This window comes from Enterococcus sp. BWT-B8 (genome assembly GCF_020567625.1).
GTDB lineage: Bacteria > Bacillota > Bacilli > Lactobacillales > Enterococcaceae > Enterococcus_L.
Map to the genome: position 1 here is coordinate 22,723 of NZ_JAJDJV010000014.1, position 16,581 is coordinate 39,303.

12 protein-coding genes are annotated in these 16,581 nt (G+C 34.1%); 1 reads left to right on the forward strand and 11 read right to left on the reverse strand.

Features of this window, described 5'->3' with window-relative positions:
* Nucleotides 1-5: 5 nt before the first annotated feature.
* The 6 genes from LI951_RS12520 to LI951_RS12545 all read right to left on the reverse strand — a co-directional run bounded on the left by LI951_RS12520 (nt 6) and on the right by LI951_RS12545 (nt 6,314).
* Nucleotides 6-941 carry a 1-phosphofructokinase family hexose kinase gene (locus LI951_RS12520; protein ID WP_229442398.1) on the reverse strand — a complete coding sequence of 312 codons (936 nt, stop codon included), beginning with the start codon at nt 939-941 and terminating at the stop codon, nt 6-8.
* 294 nt (nt 942-1,235) lie between these two features.
* Nucleotides 1,236-2,621 (reverse strand): PTS galactitol transporter subunit IIC, encoded by a 1,386-nt coding sequence (locus LI951_RS12525; RefSeq protein WP_229442399.1) that lies wholly within the window; start codon nt 2,619-2,621, stop codon nt 1,236-1,238.
* Between the two features lie 25 nt (nt 2,622-2,646).
* Nucleotides 2,647-2,925, reverse strand: a complete 279-nt coding sequence (locus tag LI951_RS12530; RefSeq protein ID WP_202068825.1) for a PTS sugar transporter subunit IIB — start codon at nt 2,923-2,925, stop codon at nt 2,647-2,649.
* Between the two features lie 216 nt (nt 2,926-3,141).
* Complete coding sequence (locus tag LI951_RS12535; RefSeq protein ID WP_202068826.1) at nt 3,142-3,615, reverse strand: PTS sugar transporter subunit IIA; 474 nt, start codon at nt 3,613-3,615, stop codon at nt 3,142-3,144.
* Between the two features lie 44 nt (nt 3,616-3,659).
* Nucleotides 3,660-5,681: a BglG family transcription antiterminator gene (locus tag LI951_RS12540; protein WP_229442400.1), complete on the reverse strand. Its 2,022-nt coding sequence runs from the start codon at nt 5,679-5,681 to the stop codon at nt 3,660-3,662.
* A 264-nt stretch (nt 5,682-5,945) separates the two neighbouring features.
* Nucleotides 5,946-6,314 carry a hypothetical protein gene (locus tag LI951_RS12545; RefSeq protein ID WP_229442401.1) on the reverse strand — a complete coding sequence of 123 codons (369 nt, stop codon included), beginning with the start codon at nt 6,312-6,314 and terminating at the stop codon, nt 5,946-5,948.
* Nucleotides 6,315-6,782: 468 nt separating this feature from the next.
* Between LI951_RS12545 and LI951_RS12550 the strand changes: the two genes are divergently transcribed.
* On the forward strand, nt 6,783-7,082 hold the full coding sequence (locus LI951_RS12550) for a hypothetical protein (RefSeq protein WP_202068830.1): 300 nt from the start codon (nt 6,783-6,785) through the stop codon (nt 7,080-7,082).
* Nucleotides 7,083-7,832: 750 nt separating this feature from the next.
* On the opposite strand, the gene tagD is transcribed toward LI951_RS12550, so the two are convergent.
* The 5 genes from tagD to LI951_RS12575 all read right to left on the reverse strand — a co-directional run bounded on the left by tagD (nt 7,833) and on the right by LI951_RS12575 (nt 16,569).
* A complete protein-coding gene (gene tagD, locus LI951_RS12555; RefSeq protein ID WP_229442402.1) occupies nt 7,833-8,240 on the reverse strand; it encodes a glycerol-3-phosphate cytidylyltransferase in 408 nt (135 codons plus the stop codon).
* 46 nt (nt 8,241-8,286) lie between these two features.
* Complete coding sequence (locus tag LI951_RS12560) at nt 8,287-11,838, reverse strand: glycosyltransferase (protein ID WP_229442403.1); 3,552 nt, start codon at nt 11,836-11,838, stop codon at nt 8,287-8,289.
* A gap of 1,019 nt (nt 11,839-12,857) precedes the next feature.
* Complete coding sequence (locus LI951_RS12565; protein ID WP_229442404.1) at nt 12,858-14,177, reverse strand: polysaccharide pyruvyl transferase family protein; 1,320 nt, start codon at nt 14,175-14,177, stop codon at nt 12,858-12,860.
* Between the two features lie 43 nt (nt 14,178-14,220).
* Nucleotides 14,221-15,363, reverse strand: a complete 1,143-nt coding sequence (locus tag LI951_RS12570) for a CDP-glycerol glycerophosphotransferase family protein (RefSeq protein ID WP_229442405.1) — start codon at nt 15,361-15,363, stop codon at nt 14,221-14,223.
* Nucleotides 15,364-15,477: 114 nt separating this feature from the next.
* On the reverse strand, nt 15,478-16,569 hold the full coding sequence (locus LI951_RS12575; RefSeq protein WP_229442406.1) for a hypothetical protein: 1,092 nt from the start codon (nt 16,567-16,569) through the stop codon (nt 15,478-15,480).
* Nucleotides 16,570-16,581 lie beyond the last annotated feature (12 nt).

Here is a 16,581-nt window from a genome sequence, read left to right on the forward strand (position 1 = left end):
TCCTCCTAAATTGTATTTTGACAGACAGTCAATTCTACCTGACTCATCAGCTGTTCTGCTTCAACAGGATCAAAATAAGAACTATCTTCATATTGCACTTTACTGGCTGCACAGGCACTTCCCGTTTTCAACGCCGCTTCAATATCCCAGTCTTTGGAAAAAGCTGCCAGAAAAGCACCCACAAAACAATCCCCTGCTCCAGTGTCGTTTACTTCGTTCACTTTCGGTGCTTTTACCTGATACCTTTTCCCTTCATAGCAGCAAATGCTTCCCAGCTCTCCCTTGGAAGCAATAACGCAGGTGGTTTTCTGTGCCAGTTGATTCAAGGCATAGTCAGCAGAGCCCTCTTCAGACAGGAGCAGCTCAGTCAGCTCAAATTCATTGGGCTTGATAAAATCCACACCTAAATCAACAGCTCTCACCAATGCTTCTCCTGACAAGTCACAGGCAATAAAACAGTTTTTTCCCTTTAAACCTATGATCAGTTTTTCCAAATCAGACAAATTAAAATTCTCCGGCAATGATCCGGCAATCAGCACAACATCTTCAGCAGTCACTTGTTCCTCCAAATAAGCCAACAGCTCGTTTTTTATACTCTCTGGCACTAAAAAGCTGGGTTCTGTCAACATAGTCGTCCCCTGATTATTGGGTTCAATGATAACTATGGATTCTCGTGTCTGCTCATCTGGTATTTTCAAAAACAGATGTGAAATATTCTTCTGTTCCAGTACCTGTTCAAATTTCTCTAAATTCTTTTCTCCGGCAAATCCCAATGCTAGATTAGGGACGCCCAAACGCGACATTGCATAAGAGCCATGGGTTCCCTTTCCCCCAATATCATAAGTAACTTTTGCAGCTCGATTGGTTTTTCTTTTTGACAAATGCTTCTCCAGAAACACCAGACGATCAATAGCCGGATTTAACGTAATTGTATAAATCATAGACTTCCCTCTTTTATTTTAAGCGTATTTAAAATATATTCTAAAAAATACTATGAAAACTTAACAGCAGTACGATTTACACTCGTTTTTCCACTCCTTCCCTCCTATGCCGCAGACCTGTTATCTAAGAGGGGAAGCGAACACTTTACAGTGCGCATCATTGAGCTAAGTTTACTCTCCTGACACGCTTTCTTATTGCGCTTTTTATCTCAGAACGCTCAATGTTAGAGGCTCACTATCAAGGGCATTGGCTATTTAGAGCAGAGTTTTCATAGATTATTTTGAGTTGCCATTTTAAGCTTCTGATGTTTCAAATATTTCACCATCCTCTGCCTGCTGTGCTGCTTTTGCTTCGTCCAGAAGTTCATGGTAATAGAAGAGGAAGCATATCACCCAGACAACAAGGATAATCAGTGGAATAAAGTTTCCTTCCAAAAACTTGAAGACATGGGAGAATGCATACGTAAATACAGGTCCATCAATTGAACTATTGGAGATCATTTTCCCAGCTTCCAGCTGTACAGCACCGGTTGTATTTGCCAAGTCGGTCATAAACGGTGCAAATGCAGTACCAACCCACAGGAAAATCGGCGAGCCAATTGTACACAGAATAATCATCCGCAGCAAATTTCCTCCTGTTACAAGGAAAGCAGGCACTGCCAAAGCTATATTGATAATTCCCGCAAACGGAAGGAGTTCATTTCCCGGTAAAAACATTGAGAAAATCAAGGTGACAGGAACTGAATAAATAACAGCCAGCCAGATTTCATTTGAACCGCCCATAAACGGCCAATCCAATCCGACAAGTAAGGTTCTGCCTTCAAATTTCTTATTCATAAAGTCACTTACTGCCTCTGAAATAGGGGACAATGCGTGCATAAAATACTTTGTGATTACTGGAAACAGCGTTAACGCAGTAGCCGCCTGAATAGCCAGAGTCAGAGTTTCTGCAATTGTGTAGCGGGCAAGGATACCAAAAAGACAGCCTAAAATGAATCCAAGCACATGATTCTCAGCAAAAATCCCGACTTTATCTTTTAATGCTTCTGCATCAAAGTCTCTATTTAGTGCCGGAATTTTCCTCAACAGCTTGTCAATCGGATAAAAAATCGCTGCAAGAAAGACCATTTTATGGGTACAGGTTACGCCGGGAATTCCTGATAATATTTCAATCCTGTGCTGATGTGCATCCGCACACTTCAACTCAAATATAATTTGGATCGCTGCAACTCCGAATGCAAGCGGAATACTCCCGGTAATCCCTACAACAGCAACAGCCGTAAATATTTTCCCCCAAACATTCCAGAGATCGGCATTAAAGGTATTGGTTTTATTGATAACCAGCATAACGACATTGATCCCTATCATTAAAGGAAACATTAAAAATGCATATGGCCAGGACCACGAGATCGTTGACATGGTAGTCCAGCCGCCATCAACAATCGGCAGTGAAATACCAGCTGTATCCAGCATTGCTTCTGCCGCCGGACTTATCGCTCCGGTCATAAAGTTGATCAGCATCGTCATTCCCATGAAAGCAACCCCAAGTGTCAAGCCTGAACTGATGGCATCCTTCACCTTCATTCCTACAATCAGTCCTGCGATAATAATAATAATCGGAACAAAAACAGCTGCACCTAAACTCAATAGATAGTTAACAATATTACTCAGTATCTCCATCATTTTTCCTCCTCATTCTTATGAGTTATTCACTGCAAATATCAATCAGCTTTTGAAGCTCTGCTTCCTGTCCCATCCCTGTTAAAAATGCAATACCATTAATGACAGGAATCGGATACTCTTTTTTTGTTTTTGTAATTGTGATATACGCCACGCTTGAATCCATATAACGATCTACTGATTTCAAATCCACCGCCTCCACATAAGCATCTACTTTCCGTTCTTTTAAAAGACGACTCACTTTACTTGCAACAGTCTGAGATGTTGCCACTCCGCTTCCACATGCTACAATAATTCTTTTCATCTTCTTCCTCCTGATCTGCTGAACAGCTTTTAAGTATAAGCCTTACAGCATTTTTATCTGTCTGATAATTATTTCTTTTTTTGATACTGCCATTTTTTTCTTAAAATAACTCTGAAAATTCCCACCAAATCTGCAACAAATTCCTCCTGTCTCTTTCAGCTGTTGACTCCTGCCGTACACATGCATCTATTTCTGCTGCTATTTTTACCCTGATAATTATTCTGGCTGATCAAAATTCTTTTGAATAACAGCCATGACTTCTTTGCACGTTCTCACCTCTAATAATTGCTGCACAGCTTCATCATTTGATAAAAGATTCATCAGCTTCTGCAAGGCGATCACCTGATCACCGTTTTTCAGAACACCCAGCATAAAGATTAACTTTGCCTGTATTTTCCCTTCAGCAATGCCCATCGGTTCAAATTCAATACTTTTTTGCGGAATAATCACTGCAATAAATGGTTCGTTCAGATTCTCCGGATCAGCATGCGGGATTGCGACTCCAACTGTTGTTGTCTGAATCCCCGTGGGAAACTGTTCTTCTCTCTTTAAAATACTTTGATAATAGTTCTCTTTCACATAGCCTTCTTTGAACATGTAATTGTTAAACCATTTAAACAATGCTGTTCGATCTTCCAGTTCCTGTTCAATAAAAATCAGCTCTTCACTAAATAGTTCTGTCCCCACCATATTTTTCACCTCTTTATGTCTTTTGAATAATACATTTTTTACTTTTATGTGATGGTACTCAGTCCTCGTTCAATCAAAGAAAAGAGGTCTTCGTCCAATCTCACATTACTTAACTCTTTCTGTATCTCCTTTTCCAGAAAGAGCTGATTTATTGTTAAAAGCCACTCCACATGTTGATTTTCAATGGATGGTGCCAATGCAATCACTATTTGCATATTCTCTTGATTCGGCAGCTGTACTTTTTCTTTTATCAAAAGAATCTGATAGTCCGGCTTTATCACGCCATATTCAGGCTTTGCATGCGGGAGATAGCATTCATGGGCAATCATCATATAGGGATAGTCCTGATGGAAAATTTCTTTACATTCGCTAATGTATTCTTTCGTAACAGAATGGCGCTCCTCTAAAGGCTGGAAGACCTCAGTCAATGCCTCATCCAGAGTTGCTGTTTCAATGACTGTGACATGTTTCGGTGTCAAGCGAAAATAATCTTCTTTCACAGCAACTTCCTGTTGATTATTTTGGGTATAAAAGCTTTCGATGCGCATAAACGCATCTTCCTTACAAAATTCTGGAAACAAGTCGCTAAGATAGCCAAACAATTCTTTTGTCTTTTTAGTTACGTCCTGATTAATAGCAAGTTCCACCTGCATTTTGATTTTCTCCCTTGCCTCTCTGTCTAAAACCGGCGGCACTAAAAAAGTCGTAATTTCTGTGTGAATCGGAATGGTTGTAAATATAAAATCAGGATCAAAACCACTCTGAGAAACTTCGTGAATAGCATAAGCTCCAACAAATTCTATTTTTGGAAACAGCAGCCGCAGATTTTCCAGTAAAAGCTTGGAAATAGACATACCGCTGCGGCATAACACCATCGCTTTAAAAACCGGTGCTTCAGTTTCTTCAGCAGTGTGCATCATGGAACTGACCACAATCATTGCAATAAATACAATTTCTTCTTTCGGGAATGCTCTTCCTGTAAGCTGTTCAAATACGGTGACTCCTTCCTTAATCTTTGAATACAGCGGTTTATATTCTTCGATAAAGACATCAGTCAAAGGATTCTTTATATTCATACTCAGCAGACACCGATAGATCGCCGGTCTTAAATGGAGCAGAAGCTTCTCTTTCAATCCTTCTCTGCTGCGAAACTGCATCACGCATTCTTCTTCCAAAAAGACAATAAATTTATCCATCGCCCGTACAAGCTCTTCACTTTCCGACAGGCTCAATTTTCTGTTAATCATTGTTGCTGACAGAATTTGCAGAACCAGGTACAACAAATCATTCTCATTTAAGCCGAAAACATTTCTGAATATATCTGCATACATCGGAAATTCTTTTGTATTCTTGATATCATATTTCTCAAATTTAAAATGCCAGTTACTTGTAAACAATTGTGCCCTTCGAATCAGAAAAGCCAATACCAGCGGCAATTCTTCCATACTTTCCTCTGTGAACGTAAGCTGCGCTTTTTTCTGAAGATGCACCAGTCTTCTTTTTAGCAAAAACACTTCGTATTCCTGAACAAACCCTGTTTCCAGCAAAAAATATTTACCGGAAGGCTGCTTTAATAAATTTTTCAGTATATTAACTAATTCATTTCGAATGATAAATTCAGATCCAAGTAAGGTATATCCCGATTTTCTTGAATATTTCAGGAATATTCCACTTTCCTCCAAGTCTTGCTTCAAGCGTTTAATATCTGCCAATGCAGTATTTTTGCTTACAAGCAGCTGATCCGCCAGTTCCTGAAGATTCAAATCCTCTTCACTTAACAGCAAATTCAAAAAGAGAAGGGCTTTTCGATAATCCGCTTCATAATAAGTAAACAGTATCTGTTTATGCTTTTTAAGATAGCCATAACATTTTTCCCGATCTTTATCTGATAAATAAATCTGCTGATTTTCAATACCAAGTTCGGAATTGAGAGTATGGTTGATCGTCTTTAAATGTTCTATCAAATCCATTTGTGATAAAAGATTTGAAGACAGGAGTTTCTCTATCACTAGGTTGTCTCTTTGCAGAATATCTTGAATCAAGGCCATTTCCAAACTATCCATCATTGTCACCCGCTTTCTAGTTCTATCTTAACTGAATAATTGGTGTATCCTTTCTGTTTTCATCACAAAATGTAACCGCTGTCTTTTTTTAAATTGGGATGTTCTCCTTTTCTTTTTTATTTATTCCTTATAAAATGTGAAACAATTCCCTTTTTTGACTCTAAACTTTTGCTTAGCTGTTTTCTCCTATATTTTCTATCAGAAAAAAGTGTCTCCCACGTTTAACAGACAGTAAAAAAAGGAGGCGAGTTCATAACTCACATTCACCTAATCCTCTGACATAAGCTGATTAAATTCCAAATAATAGCCGTCTAAAAAAAGACCCAACCCATCAATGATACAATGGAGGATTGGAAAAATAATTGCAACAGCTCTGATCTTGTATTTCTTTTCTATTTTTTGACCTTCCGCTTTCAGCTCTCTGTTAAATTCCTGCTTTTCAAAGAAAGAGAGTAGAAAAATCCCTATGGAGATAATTACGACTGCTCCAAACTGAATGCCGTCCATTGTACCTCCCAGTAAAAAGAAAGTCAGCAAAGTTGAAACAGCACCCGAAAAGTTGCTTATGGGAGAAGAGATAGATAATTCGATATAGCGCAAACCAAAATAGCCGATTGCCATTGATAGAATATACATCAAAGAAACCGACAAATAGAGAATTATATTACGTCAATCATAGGCAATCCCCTCATAAATGACATAGTAAAACAATACATGAAGCCCCCTGACCAGACCAACCATTACAGTTGTTTTTGTTGCAGTAAATCAGTCTCTCTGATTATTTCCTTTTTTGTAAAACAAATCTGCTGCTCACCATGCCAAAACTGTTAGCAGTGCAAGTAGAAACCACATGCAGACACCCCATTCCCTTAAACATTTTCATCTTTAATAAGGTAAAGGATAGAGACGGTCAATAAAAATATTGTCGTATCATTATGTTTTCCTATCTAATATTTCGAATTAGCTTTTATAATGATTGTTATTGGTTTAGCAGGGTTGACCTGCTGAAACTATTTCCATTTAACAACAGTTTTTCACCAGCTTTTCATGACAAAAAATCCAGAACATGATAAAATACTACTGAACAAAGTGAGGTGAAATGATGTGGTAGCATTTATTATTTACTGGGCAGCAATCCTGGTATGTATTGCATGGGGTGTATTAAGTCTCGGCTTTTCAGTTTTCTATCTGTCTCGCAAGGAAAATGGAAACCTTTGGGCTTTCGCTTTATTCAATGTACTTGCTGGTATTGTATTAGCAATTGTATTGGTTATTTATAAAACATGGGATTTCGATATCACGACTTATTCAAGTCTGATCTACGCTATTTTAGCAACATATGGTGTAATGACTGTCTTACAGGCGATTCTTGGGAGAGAACCTAAAACACCGGCTAAAGCATAAAAAAACGTAAATAAAAAGTTCAGGGCATGTATGTTGCTGAATGCTGAAAGCTAGATTCAAAATCTGACTTTCAGCATTCACTGCAACGAATGTACTGAACTTTTTTATTATTCAATTCATTATTAATCAATAATACTTGGAGCCCTACTCACCCAATCCGTTATCCTGATTTTGAGTATTCTCGTATTGTGGAATCTCCCTTAGATTTCTGAGACTGATATCCAGATATATCATTACTTTTTCAGTTTAGACAATTGTCCTCCCCGCAATCGATTGCTCATAATTATTCGTAGTATCAAGAAAGAGAAAACGAATCATTTTTTTAGTAAGTGCACTAATTCCAGTTAGGCAAATTTTCTGATAGATAAAAAAGCTATAAAGTAACCCGTCAATTTGTTAAGAAGAAAGCTTTTGTGCTTCTTCTGTTGAACAAGGCTCTTCCCCCCCTTAGTCAATAGCCCTTGTAGAGTAATTAAAATCCTTTCAAGAAAAATCAACGGGCAGGAATCATCACTCCTTTGTTTAAGAAATAATTGCTTTAGAAGGAGCAGAAAGAATAAAAGCTGATGTTATGAGGAATACGAAGCAAGGAAGAAATAATACATTTCTTTTCGTAGGCTTCAGTATAATAATTGTTTCTTTCTATTTTTATGTAGTTTCTAAAAAAAGAAGATACACTTCACCTTTAGCAAGTGGGAAATAAATACCCAACTTGTTAGACATGAAGCATATCTTAAAAGAGTTATTCAGTTACTGTTTATCTATAGAATTTAAATCTTTTTTTATTTGAGTTGTAGAAATTTCAGGTGTTCGTTCTAAATAAATGACTTTAGCATCTGTTTTTTTCTCAATAAAGTCAAACTTTCCAGCCCAATCATCGCCCATGACAAAAGTAGAGACATTGTGTGTAAAAATATCTGAAACCTTTTGTTCCCAACTCTCCTCAGGAATCACCTGATCTACATAGCGGATAGCCTCTAGCAGTTGCTTGCGTTGTTCAAAAGAGAAGTAAGGTTTCTTTTTTTTCTCTTTAATACTAAATTCATCTGTGGAGAGAGCGATAATCAAAAAATCGCCTTTTTCTTTGGCACGTCTTAACAGATTTATATGGCCATAATGAAGCAAGTCAAATGTTCCATAAGTTATTATTTTTTTCATTGAAAACATTCCTTTTGTCCGAAGCAAGAAGGTATTGTGGATTCGTTTATTTTTTTTCTTTTACATTAATCTTATTTGCAGAAATATAACCATATTTAGTGATAAGTCTAGGTGTCCCACCATCTGACCATCCAATACCTAAAACTTCTATTGTAGTGTATTTATAAAGTTTCTTATTTGTTTTACTGTATTTTGAGAACTCAACTGAGTCATAAACAAACAAGCTATGAAGAAGTCGTATTTTTTTTACAGTTGGATCAATGACAAACCTGTCATAATCGTTTCTTACCAGAATTAGATTAGTCAAATTAAGAATTATTCGATGATTATCATTTGTAACAAAATAAGTATTTTCAGTAGAACTATCTATTAGATAACCTTTTACATCAATAATACTTCCAGCAGAATAAATTGATCCATCTTCTTTTTCTATATCTGTTTTTGCAGCTAATTTTAATGGAAATTTGTACTTTGAAGTATCTAAACTCTGCAAAGAAACATCCGTGGAATCATTAGAATAGCTATAATTAGATCTGTAAGAAGAAACAAAGCCAGTTTCTACTTTGAACACAGGATTTCCATTTTGATTAAAGAGTCTTTCAAGTACTTGAAAATATTGGTTAGCTAGGTTGTTTTTTGAAGATGGTTGCGTCAATTCAGGATCATGGTAAATTTGCAGGTCTTTTACTGGTGCAATATAATCACCAGATTTTGCAAAAATAAATGAAGCAGCTATGATTTCATTATCTGATTCATTAAGCTGTTCAATCAAATACTCCATATTATTATTTTTGAGAGCCAATTGTTTTTTTTCGCTTAATTTATAAATAAATTCCGTTATTTTTAAATTCACATTCATATCAATAGTGAAAAAATCTGTCATATTTTCTAAGTAAGTATTTCGGGCCCCCTCATCAGTGATAATCATATTAATTTCATGTAATAGATCTTCTAAACTAAATAATGTTTTGAACATATTTTTTTCATTAAGTTCGTCCAACTCGTTATAAGTGTGCAACTCTCCAGCACGAAATTCTTCATAGTCTGGAATAAATTGTATAACTGGAATTTTACTTTCTACAGCATCAAATAGATAAGAAGAAAAATCTGTAATCATCATTTCATAATCATCTACAGAAATAACTGCCGAAGAAGACAATATACTAACATGCTTATTAGTTAATGCAATATCAGATAAAATATCATTAAATATTGGGTGTAATTTTATATCTAGTTGGAGTGACTGTTTCTTCAAATATTCTTCAATTGCTACAGATTGAGTTAATTCAATTAATGTTGCATAAAATTTTGATTTTTTGAAAGCTTCTATATTAGGAATCCAGCCGCCATTAACATTTTTTCCTATCATAACTGATGATCTCCAAGAAGGAGCGTATAAAAGTTTTCGTTTTTGAACAGATGGGTTAATTCTATATAGTTCATCTTCAACTGTCTTTTTCGATGAAATTGAATTAAAACGCGGCATACCGACAGGTAAGAGCTGTTCAGATGAATAACCATAGATATCAATATAGTTTTTATATTCTTGTTTTGTAGAAGTTACAATACCAAGTATATGTTTATTTTTTTCATTACTCAGAAGTCGGGGCATATTAGCATGCAAAACACCATGTTGTAGATAAACCACATTCAAATTGAATAGTCCTGAAAGTTTATTAACATCTACAATCGGGAAAGGACAAAAAATTTCTACATCCTGAAAAGAAGAGATAATGATTTCTGCATTAATAAAGAGTTCTTTATGCTTATCTGTAGCAAAATAGACGATGTTTCTTTGATCAATTGCTGAAGATAATATTATATTTTCAACTTTTGAACCTCTGTGTAAAACATAGTACCTAGTTATTCCATCATCTAATGATATATCGTGAATAAATTGATAGTATGCATTATCTATAGCTGTACTAGAATCGGAATAGAGCCAAATCTTAGCTGCATTATCAATTGTTTTATAAATAATAGCTTGTGCTAATGTATTATTTTCAAGTTTTTCTAATTTTTGCAAAAAACCAATTTCTAAATAAGGGGAATAACTTGCAGAATGTTTTCTTATATACAATGTAGAATTACTATCAACTAAAGAAAAAATGAAGCCATTTCTTACAACAGTATTTTTCCCAAGCTCATTTGGAAAAAGACGATTATTTAAAACTGAGACTACCTGAGGACAAAATTCTTTATTATCTAAGTAGAAACCTACATTTAAGTTTCCTTCAATTAGATTTTCAAGAGGAATACTTATATTTATTGCAAAAAATTTATGTGTTTTTATTTTATTTCGGTAATAACTGTATGAAGATTCAAAACTACAAATTTCTTTTTCTATATCCCCATTCCTGTAAAAAAATTTGGGGTTCAAGATTGCTCCAAAGTGAAGTTTGAAAAAACCTGAGAGCAGCAATCTATTATTTTTTATATCTAAATCAGTCCAAAAGTATTCCACTTTTTTGTCAATTCTAACTAGTTCATTCTTTTGATAATATTCAATACTATTTTCTCTGCATTTGTAGTCAATTGAAATTCCCTTAAGCTCAGCAATCATGTCCATAAAAAAGGAATCCCAATTTTTTGAATTTTTGAGTCCTTCTAAAATTATTTCAGAATTAATATAGGCTAATATTTTTTTAAACTCATCCAGCCATGCAGCATATTCAAAGTGATTTAAATGTTTAGGGAGTAATTTTGTTCCTAACCAACGCCAGCCATACTCATTTAATAAAACTCCTTGAACATATTTGGGGATTGTATTATCCATTCTTTTAGTAGCTTTAATCAATGTTTTTGACCATGTCAATAAAATATCTGAAGCCTGTACAGGATTTGCATATTTATCGACTGTAGAAAAACCAGATTTTAAGTAATCATAAGTAAGCCCTTCTTTTACATAGCCAATACAATTTTTTCTTATAATATATTGGGTTACAAATAAAGAATCTTCAGCATACGGTAATTCTTCATCAAAATAGATTTTTTCGTCTTCGGGAAGATTTTTAATTACTACGTTTAAGCGAGCCTGTGATATGTGATAATTCAAATCTGTTGGGTAAAGTCCAGATCCATTTTTATATAATGTATTTTTGACAGAATCATTTATTTTTCTGTAAATAAATTTTTGGTTCGAATTCCTTACAAGTTTATATTCTTTGTAATCTTTAGGAAAACCATATTTTGCAAATACTTCAATAGGATATTCATATAAATATCTTTCAGGATAAGCAACTATATCAGTTTCTTTTCCTGTATCAGATTCAAGAAAATCAATAATCGGTTCAAAATGATTATTTGAGTATGTATCATCAGCATCTAAAAATGTAATGAACTTTCCAGTAGCTACTTTAAGCCCTAAATTTCTGGCTTTTGATACACCATTATGATATCCATCTAATATAATTATATTTGTATCCAATCTGTTTTTCCATGCATTGATAATTTCTCTAGAATTATCTGTAGAGCCATCATCAATAATAACAATCTCCAATTCTTCAATTGAAAGATTTTGATTATTATAAATGGATATTAAAGCATCTTCTATCGTATCTTCAGCATTGTACACAGGTATAATAACAGAGATCAACATTTTTATTTAGCACCTTTCTGCATAAATTGTATTTTTCTTAACACCTAGTGCTCCAACCAAATTATAAATGATATTCAATGGTAGAATATTTTAACTTGTATGATTCAATGACAAGAACAAGTATCTGCTAATTAATAGGAGAAAATGAGGTTGTGACAAAGCTTCTCCATGCGACGAGTAACCGCAGGAGCAGAAGTGTTCTGTCTCAAGAACCAGATAGGTATCATGCATCATCTACTCTGACAAGTCAATCGTAGTGATTTATATCAATAAGTCGGAATATACGAAAATTGTCAAGAAACACTAGTTATAAAATGAATAGCTGTGAATTGATACCTCCCTGGAGCTACTCATATTTTCAGTATCATTCAACTTATTTCCAGAACTGCTGTCTCTACGAGTCTAACGATTCTCGAGACAAAACATTACGCTGTATCCGTTTGTCTGCATCTACGGTTCTCACTACACTTCGTTTCGATCTCATCAATTTCTAAATGGCAGAGCCGCTAAGAATTGAAGGACTTCGTTCCGATCCTCGAAGCATGGAGGGGCTTTGCTCCTACGCTTCTTCGAATGCTCGTCGCATGTCTGGGGGGCAGGTATGAACTTGCTCCTACGGTTTCTTCGAATGCTCGTCGTATGTCTGAGGGGCAGGTATGAACTTGCTCCTACGGTTTCTTCGAATGCTCGTCGCATGTCTGGGGGCAGGTATGAACTTGCTCCTACGGTTTCTTCGAATGCTCGTCGCATGTCTGGGGGGCAGGTATGAACTTGCTCCTACGGTTTCTTCGAATGCTCGTCGTATATCTGGGGGGCAGGTATGAACTTGCTCCTACGGTTTCTTCGAATGCTCGAATCATACAAAGACTGAAACACTGTTTATTCGATTTTAGGGATCTCAGACATACTTTTGTCACAGTCCCACTCCCGTACTGGCTATACGTTTCTTGGATTAGAAGCATAACTATATTTTTAATTCGGTCAACGGTCAACACACTAATCTTTATTAAGGTATTACACTATCTTAATAAATCTCTTATAGTGTTTAGCTTTTTAGTCAATTCAGTATTTTTATGTTTTTCCACAGCTATTTCTTTTGTCTTTTTCTCTTTATACCAGTCTAATCCAAAACTTAAGCGATTTATTTTTTCACTATCAGAAACACTAATTATTGGTTTTACAGGTTTTTCATAATTAATTTTGGCTAATACTTCATCTATAGGAGCAAATTTTCTGTTTCGATCTTTAGAAAAAATTGTTTCTATACCATTAGTATTTAAAAAATCAAGATAATGATCAAAATTATGTTCCTGTTGTCTTTCAGGGGACTTGAAATCTGTTTCTTCTACATATTGGCTAAGTGGTTTATCATAGTCTATTAAATGAAGAGGTATAGAAGGTAGCTTATGATATGAAACAAGTTCTCTGACTCTGGCATCACTTGCAATAGTTAGGCTTGGTGTACCGTTAATTGTTGCTGTAATGTTTCCATGTAATCTACTCCCAACACTAAAGTCTACTGTTTTCATATAATCAAACCAACTTTTGGCATTTAAGAAAAATTTTACTTTTCCTTCTTTATAAAAATCACTTTCAATTGAATAAGGGTAACTATCTGCGGTATGTGCAATCGAAGGACCACCTAAATAGCCAGTTACCATTTCACTCCAGACTTGAGGAATAAAAAAATGATCAGGAAATTGTTTGCTTATACTGACAAGATAGTCCATTAGGTCTTGTGACATACCTTGGGTTCCATTTAATGATATTCTTGAATTTTCTTGCAAATTAATTTCTCTAAGAGTTAGATTTCTACCAAAAGTATAAAGTGAAGGACACCCAATGACTGAAAAATCTTTTTCTGGTGTATAGCCTAATTTGGTGAGATATTCTGCAGTAATTTCACCACGTAAACCAATCATTGAAGATTTTTCCAGTGCCGCATTGATGAATGCTTTAGTATCATCATCAAATACAAATTTTTCCTGTAGATTAGGCTCATAGGAAGCGCGCATTCCAATTCCTAGTATACAAATAGGAATCTTTAAACGCTTAAAAAGTTCGGTATACAATTTCAAATATTTTCTGAAATCAGGTCTGAATGCATCTGCAAAAGGAAGAACATAGAGATCAAAATTTTCATTAATCCAATCAGCTCTGTTAGGATCCATAATTAATCCATCTGGAGTTAAAGTATTTACTTCATCATATAATAGTCTATATACAGAATATTGATAAACTAAATTTCCAACATTTACTCCAAAGCGATCTTTTTTTAATAATTCTTCTGCTGTATAATTTTCTAATGGTGTCATTGCTGATCTAATTAAAATGCGCATAGTTTTTCTCCTTAAATTGCTGTTTTTAATAAATATTTATTGATTATTGTATTTCTATCAAATAATCAATAATCCGTTCTGATGATCGACCATCCAAGTAATCAAAGCTATATTCGATAAATTTTTCAATTTTTGGTATATCAGCCTTAATTTGCTCATCAAGTAAATGAATTAATTCATCAGAAGAATAAGCTACTGGGCCAGGTACAAATTGTTTAAAATCAAAATAAAAGCCTCTTTTCTCAATATATTCATCCAAATCAGGAGTGAAAAATATAATCTTCTTCTTTAATAAAGCATATTCAAAAATAACTGAAGAATAGTCAGTAACTAGAACATCTGTAATGATTAACAAATCATTTATTTCTCTAAATTCAGAGACATCAAAGAAAAAATCCTTATATTTATCAGAGATTGTATATTCCTTTATAAAAGGATGAAATTTTATAAGACAAATATAGTTTGAATTGGCATACGTTTCATATAGCTTTTCGTAGTCAAGCCAGTCATTAGGATAGTAAGCTGATAATTGTCCGTTTCCTCGAAAAGTTGGTGCAAATAGTATTATTTTTTTATTGATTATAAAAGGAAGCTTCGTCTTTAAATATGTTTCAATTTTTGACATTTTTTTTAAGTCAAAAAATAAATCTGTACGAGGTATACCTAAAGGCAGGATGGTAGATGAAGAAACGCCAAACCCTTCCGCATACTGTTCTATAACATTTGAAGAACTGACAAAAACTTTAGTATAATTTTTATGGTTTTTTGATTTTGGAGAAGGTCCACCTGGGAGACCCATTCGACTATAACCAAATTTTTTAAAAGCACCTGCAGCATGCCAAACTTGTATTAGATCTGTTTCTTTCCTTATTTTCAGTTGATAGATCAATGGAAAAAAATCATCAATAAGTATGTATCGGCTTCTGGCCAATGACCATGCGAATTTAATAAGATAAAAAAGAGTTTTCTTGTCATTTATTGATGATTTTAAAAAAAAGACACTTGAAAACTGTTTATTTCTTCGATTAATTTCTGTATATAAGTACTCCAAATTTCCCGATAAAGTGGCTCGACTATCTGAGGCAAAGGTTATTCTTTTTTTATTGATGGGAATAATAGAAAAGCACATATATAATATTTTGAAACTAAATGTTTTTGCCTTTCTAAATAGTTTCAATAATTTCATCTTTTTATCCTCATTTCCGGTTTGAAAAGTTTAATACTGTAAAAATGATATTTAATTAGAGATTCGTTAACTAGAAAAGATAAGTAAATATCATTTTAGTAGTGAAAGAGGGAATTAATTTAATCTTTTTGACAATACCCTTTTATAGCTGTTACTTATTATTTCCAAATGAGTATAGTTCTCATCAACTTCCTCAAAAATGATTTCTGGATATTCGTGAGACAACTGTAGTAACTTTTTATAATCATAATCTGATTTTCCTGTAACAATCATAATTTTTTCAGGGAAATCAGGTTTTATTTGTTCTCTTTGTTGAATCTGTTTAAATAGAGCAGAATCATTATTTGAAAGCTCAGCTTTTAGTGTTGGTACTTTTAATATATCAATGTAATGAGCAATGTCCAGAATTGGTGCAATAAGGGTTAAACTAGTAAGTTGTTTCATATCTTTTCCAACATGGTAGGCACCATATCCACCTTTTGAAGTTCCAACAAAATGGATTTCTTCGTAATTATTCCCGAGATTTACAATGAAATTTTGAATATTAGAGACAATCATTGAACCAAAATTAGTCATATACCACCCATGAATATAGTTGAAATCATCTTCAAGATAGACAAAATCATAGTTAGGATTATTTAATGAGTATTTAAAAAACTGATATTTATCATGTTGAAATAATTCATTCATTGTCTTATGGGTTATTTTATTTTCTTGTCTGTGGATTTCAGCCAGACTTGCTCTTTTTCCTTGAAAAAAAATCATTAGTTTTTTTCCATTATTATTTTTGTAACCATATTTAATCTTTATTTGTCCATCCACGTAAACACGTTGCTTAATTTTCTGCATTTCTTTACTCTTTTGTTTTCTTAAATTGGAAGCATCAAAAGATAAGAAATCTAACAGCTTTTTCATTCGTTCTATTTTGTCAAATGTAGAAATTTGGATAGGATCAATATGCTTAAAATCATTTATAATCATTATATTATTTGAATAGAAATCAGAAGAAGATTGAGCAGATTTATCTATAACTGCATCAAGCAAATTAAAGGTTATAAATCTGTTGAACAACATTTTCTGCCAGGTATTTTTAAGTATTTTATCTAAATTTTCTGAGATAATAATGTTGGGGTACTCGACATTAACAGATCCATTATCCAAAAGTGCCTGATACATCTCGGTAGGTGTCCTATATATATTTTGCATTCTCATACCATC

Coding starts and splice junctions, on each gene's coding strand:
- LI951_RS12520 (WP_229442398.1), bottom strand. CDS start 941: ATGATTTATACAATTACGTTAAATCCGGCTATTGATCGTCTGGTGTTT.
- LI951_RS12525 (WP_229442399.1), bottom strand. CDS start 2,621: ATGGAGATACTGAGTAATATTGTTAACTATCTATTGAGTTTAGGTGCA.
- LI951_RS12530 (WP_202068825.1), bottom strand. CDS start 2,925: ATGAAAAGAATTATTGTAGCATGTGGAAGCGGAGTGGCAACATCTCAG.
- LI951_RS12535 (WP_202068826.1), bottom strand. CDS start 3,615: ATGGTGGGGACAGAACTATTTAGTGAAGAGCTGATTTTTATTGAACAG.
- LI951_RS12540 (WP_229442400.1), bottom strand. CDS start 5,681: ATGATGGATAGTTTGGAAATGGCCTTGATTCAAGATATTCTGCAAAGA.
- LI951_RS12545 (WP_229442401.1), bottom strand. CDS start 6,314: ATGTATATTCTATCAATGGCAATCGGCTATTTTGGTTTGCGCTATATC.
- tagD (WP_229442402.1), bottom strand. CDS start 8,240: ATGAAAAAAATAATAACTTATGGAACATTTGACTTGCTTCATTATGGC.
- LI951_RS12560 (WP_229442403.1), bottom strand. CDS start 11,838: ATGTTGATCTCTGTTATTATACCTGTGTACAATGCTGAAGATACGATA.
- LI951_RS12565 (WP_229442404.1), bottom strand. CDS start 14,177: ATGCGCATTTTAATTAGATCAGCAATGACACCATTAGAAAATTATACA.
- LI951_RS12570 (WP_229442405.1), bottom strand. CDS start 15,363: ATGAAATTATTGAAACTATTTAGAAAGGCAAAAACATTTAGTTTCAAA.
- LI951_RS12575 (WP_229442406.1), bottom strand. CDS start 16,569: ATGCAAAATATATATAGGACACCTACCGAGATGTATCAGGCACTTTTG.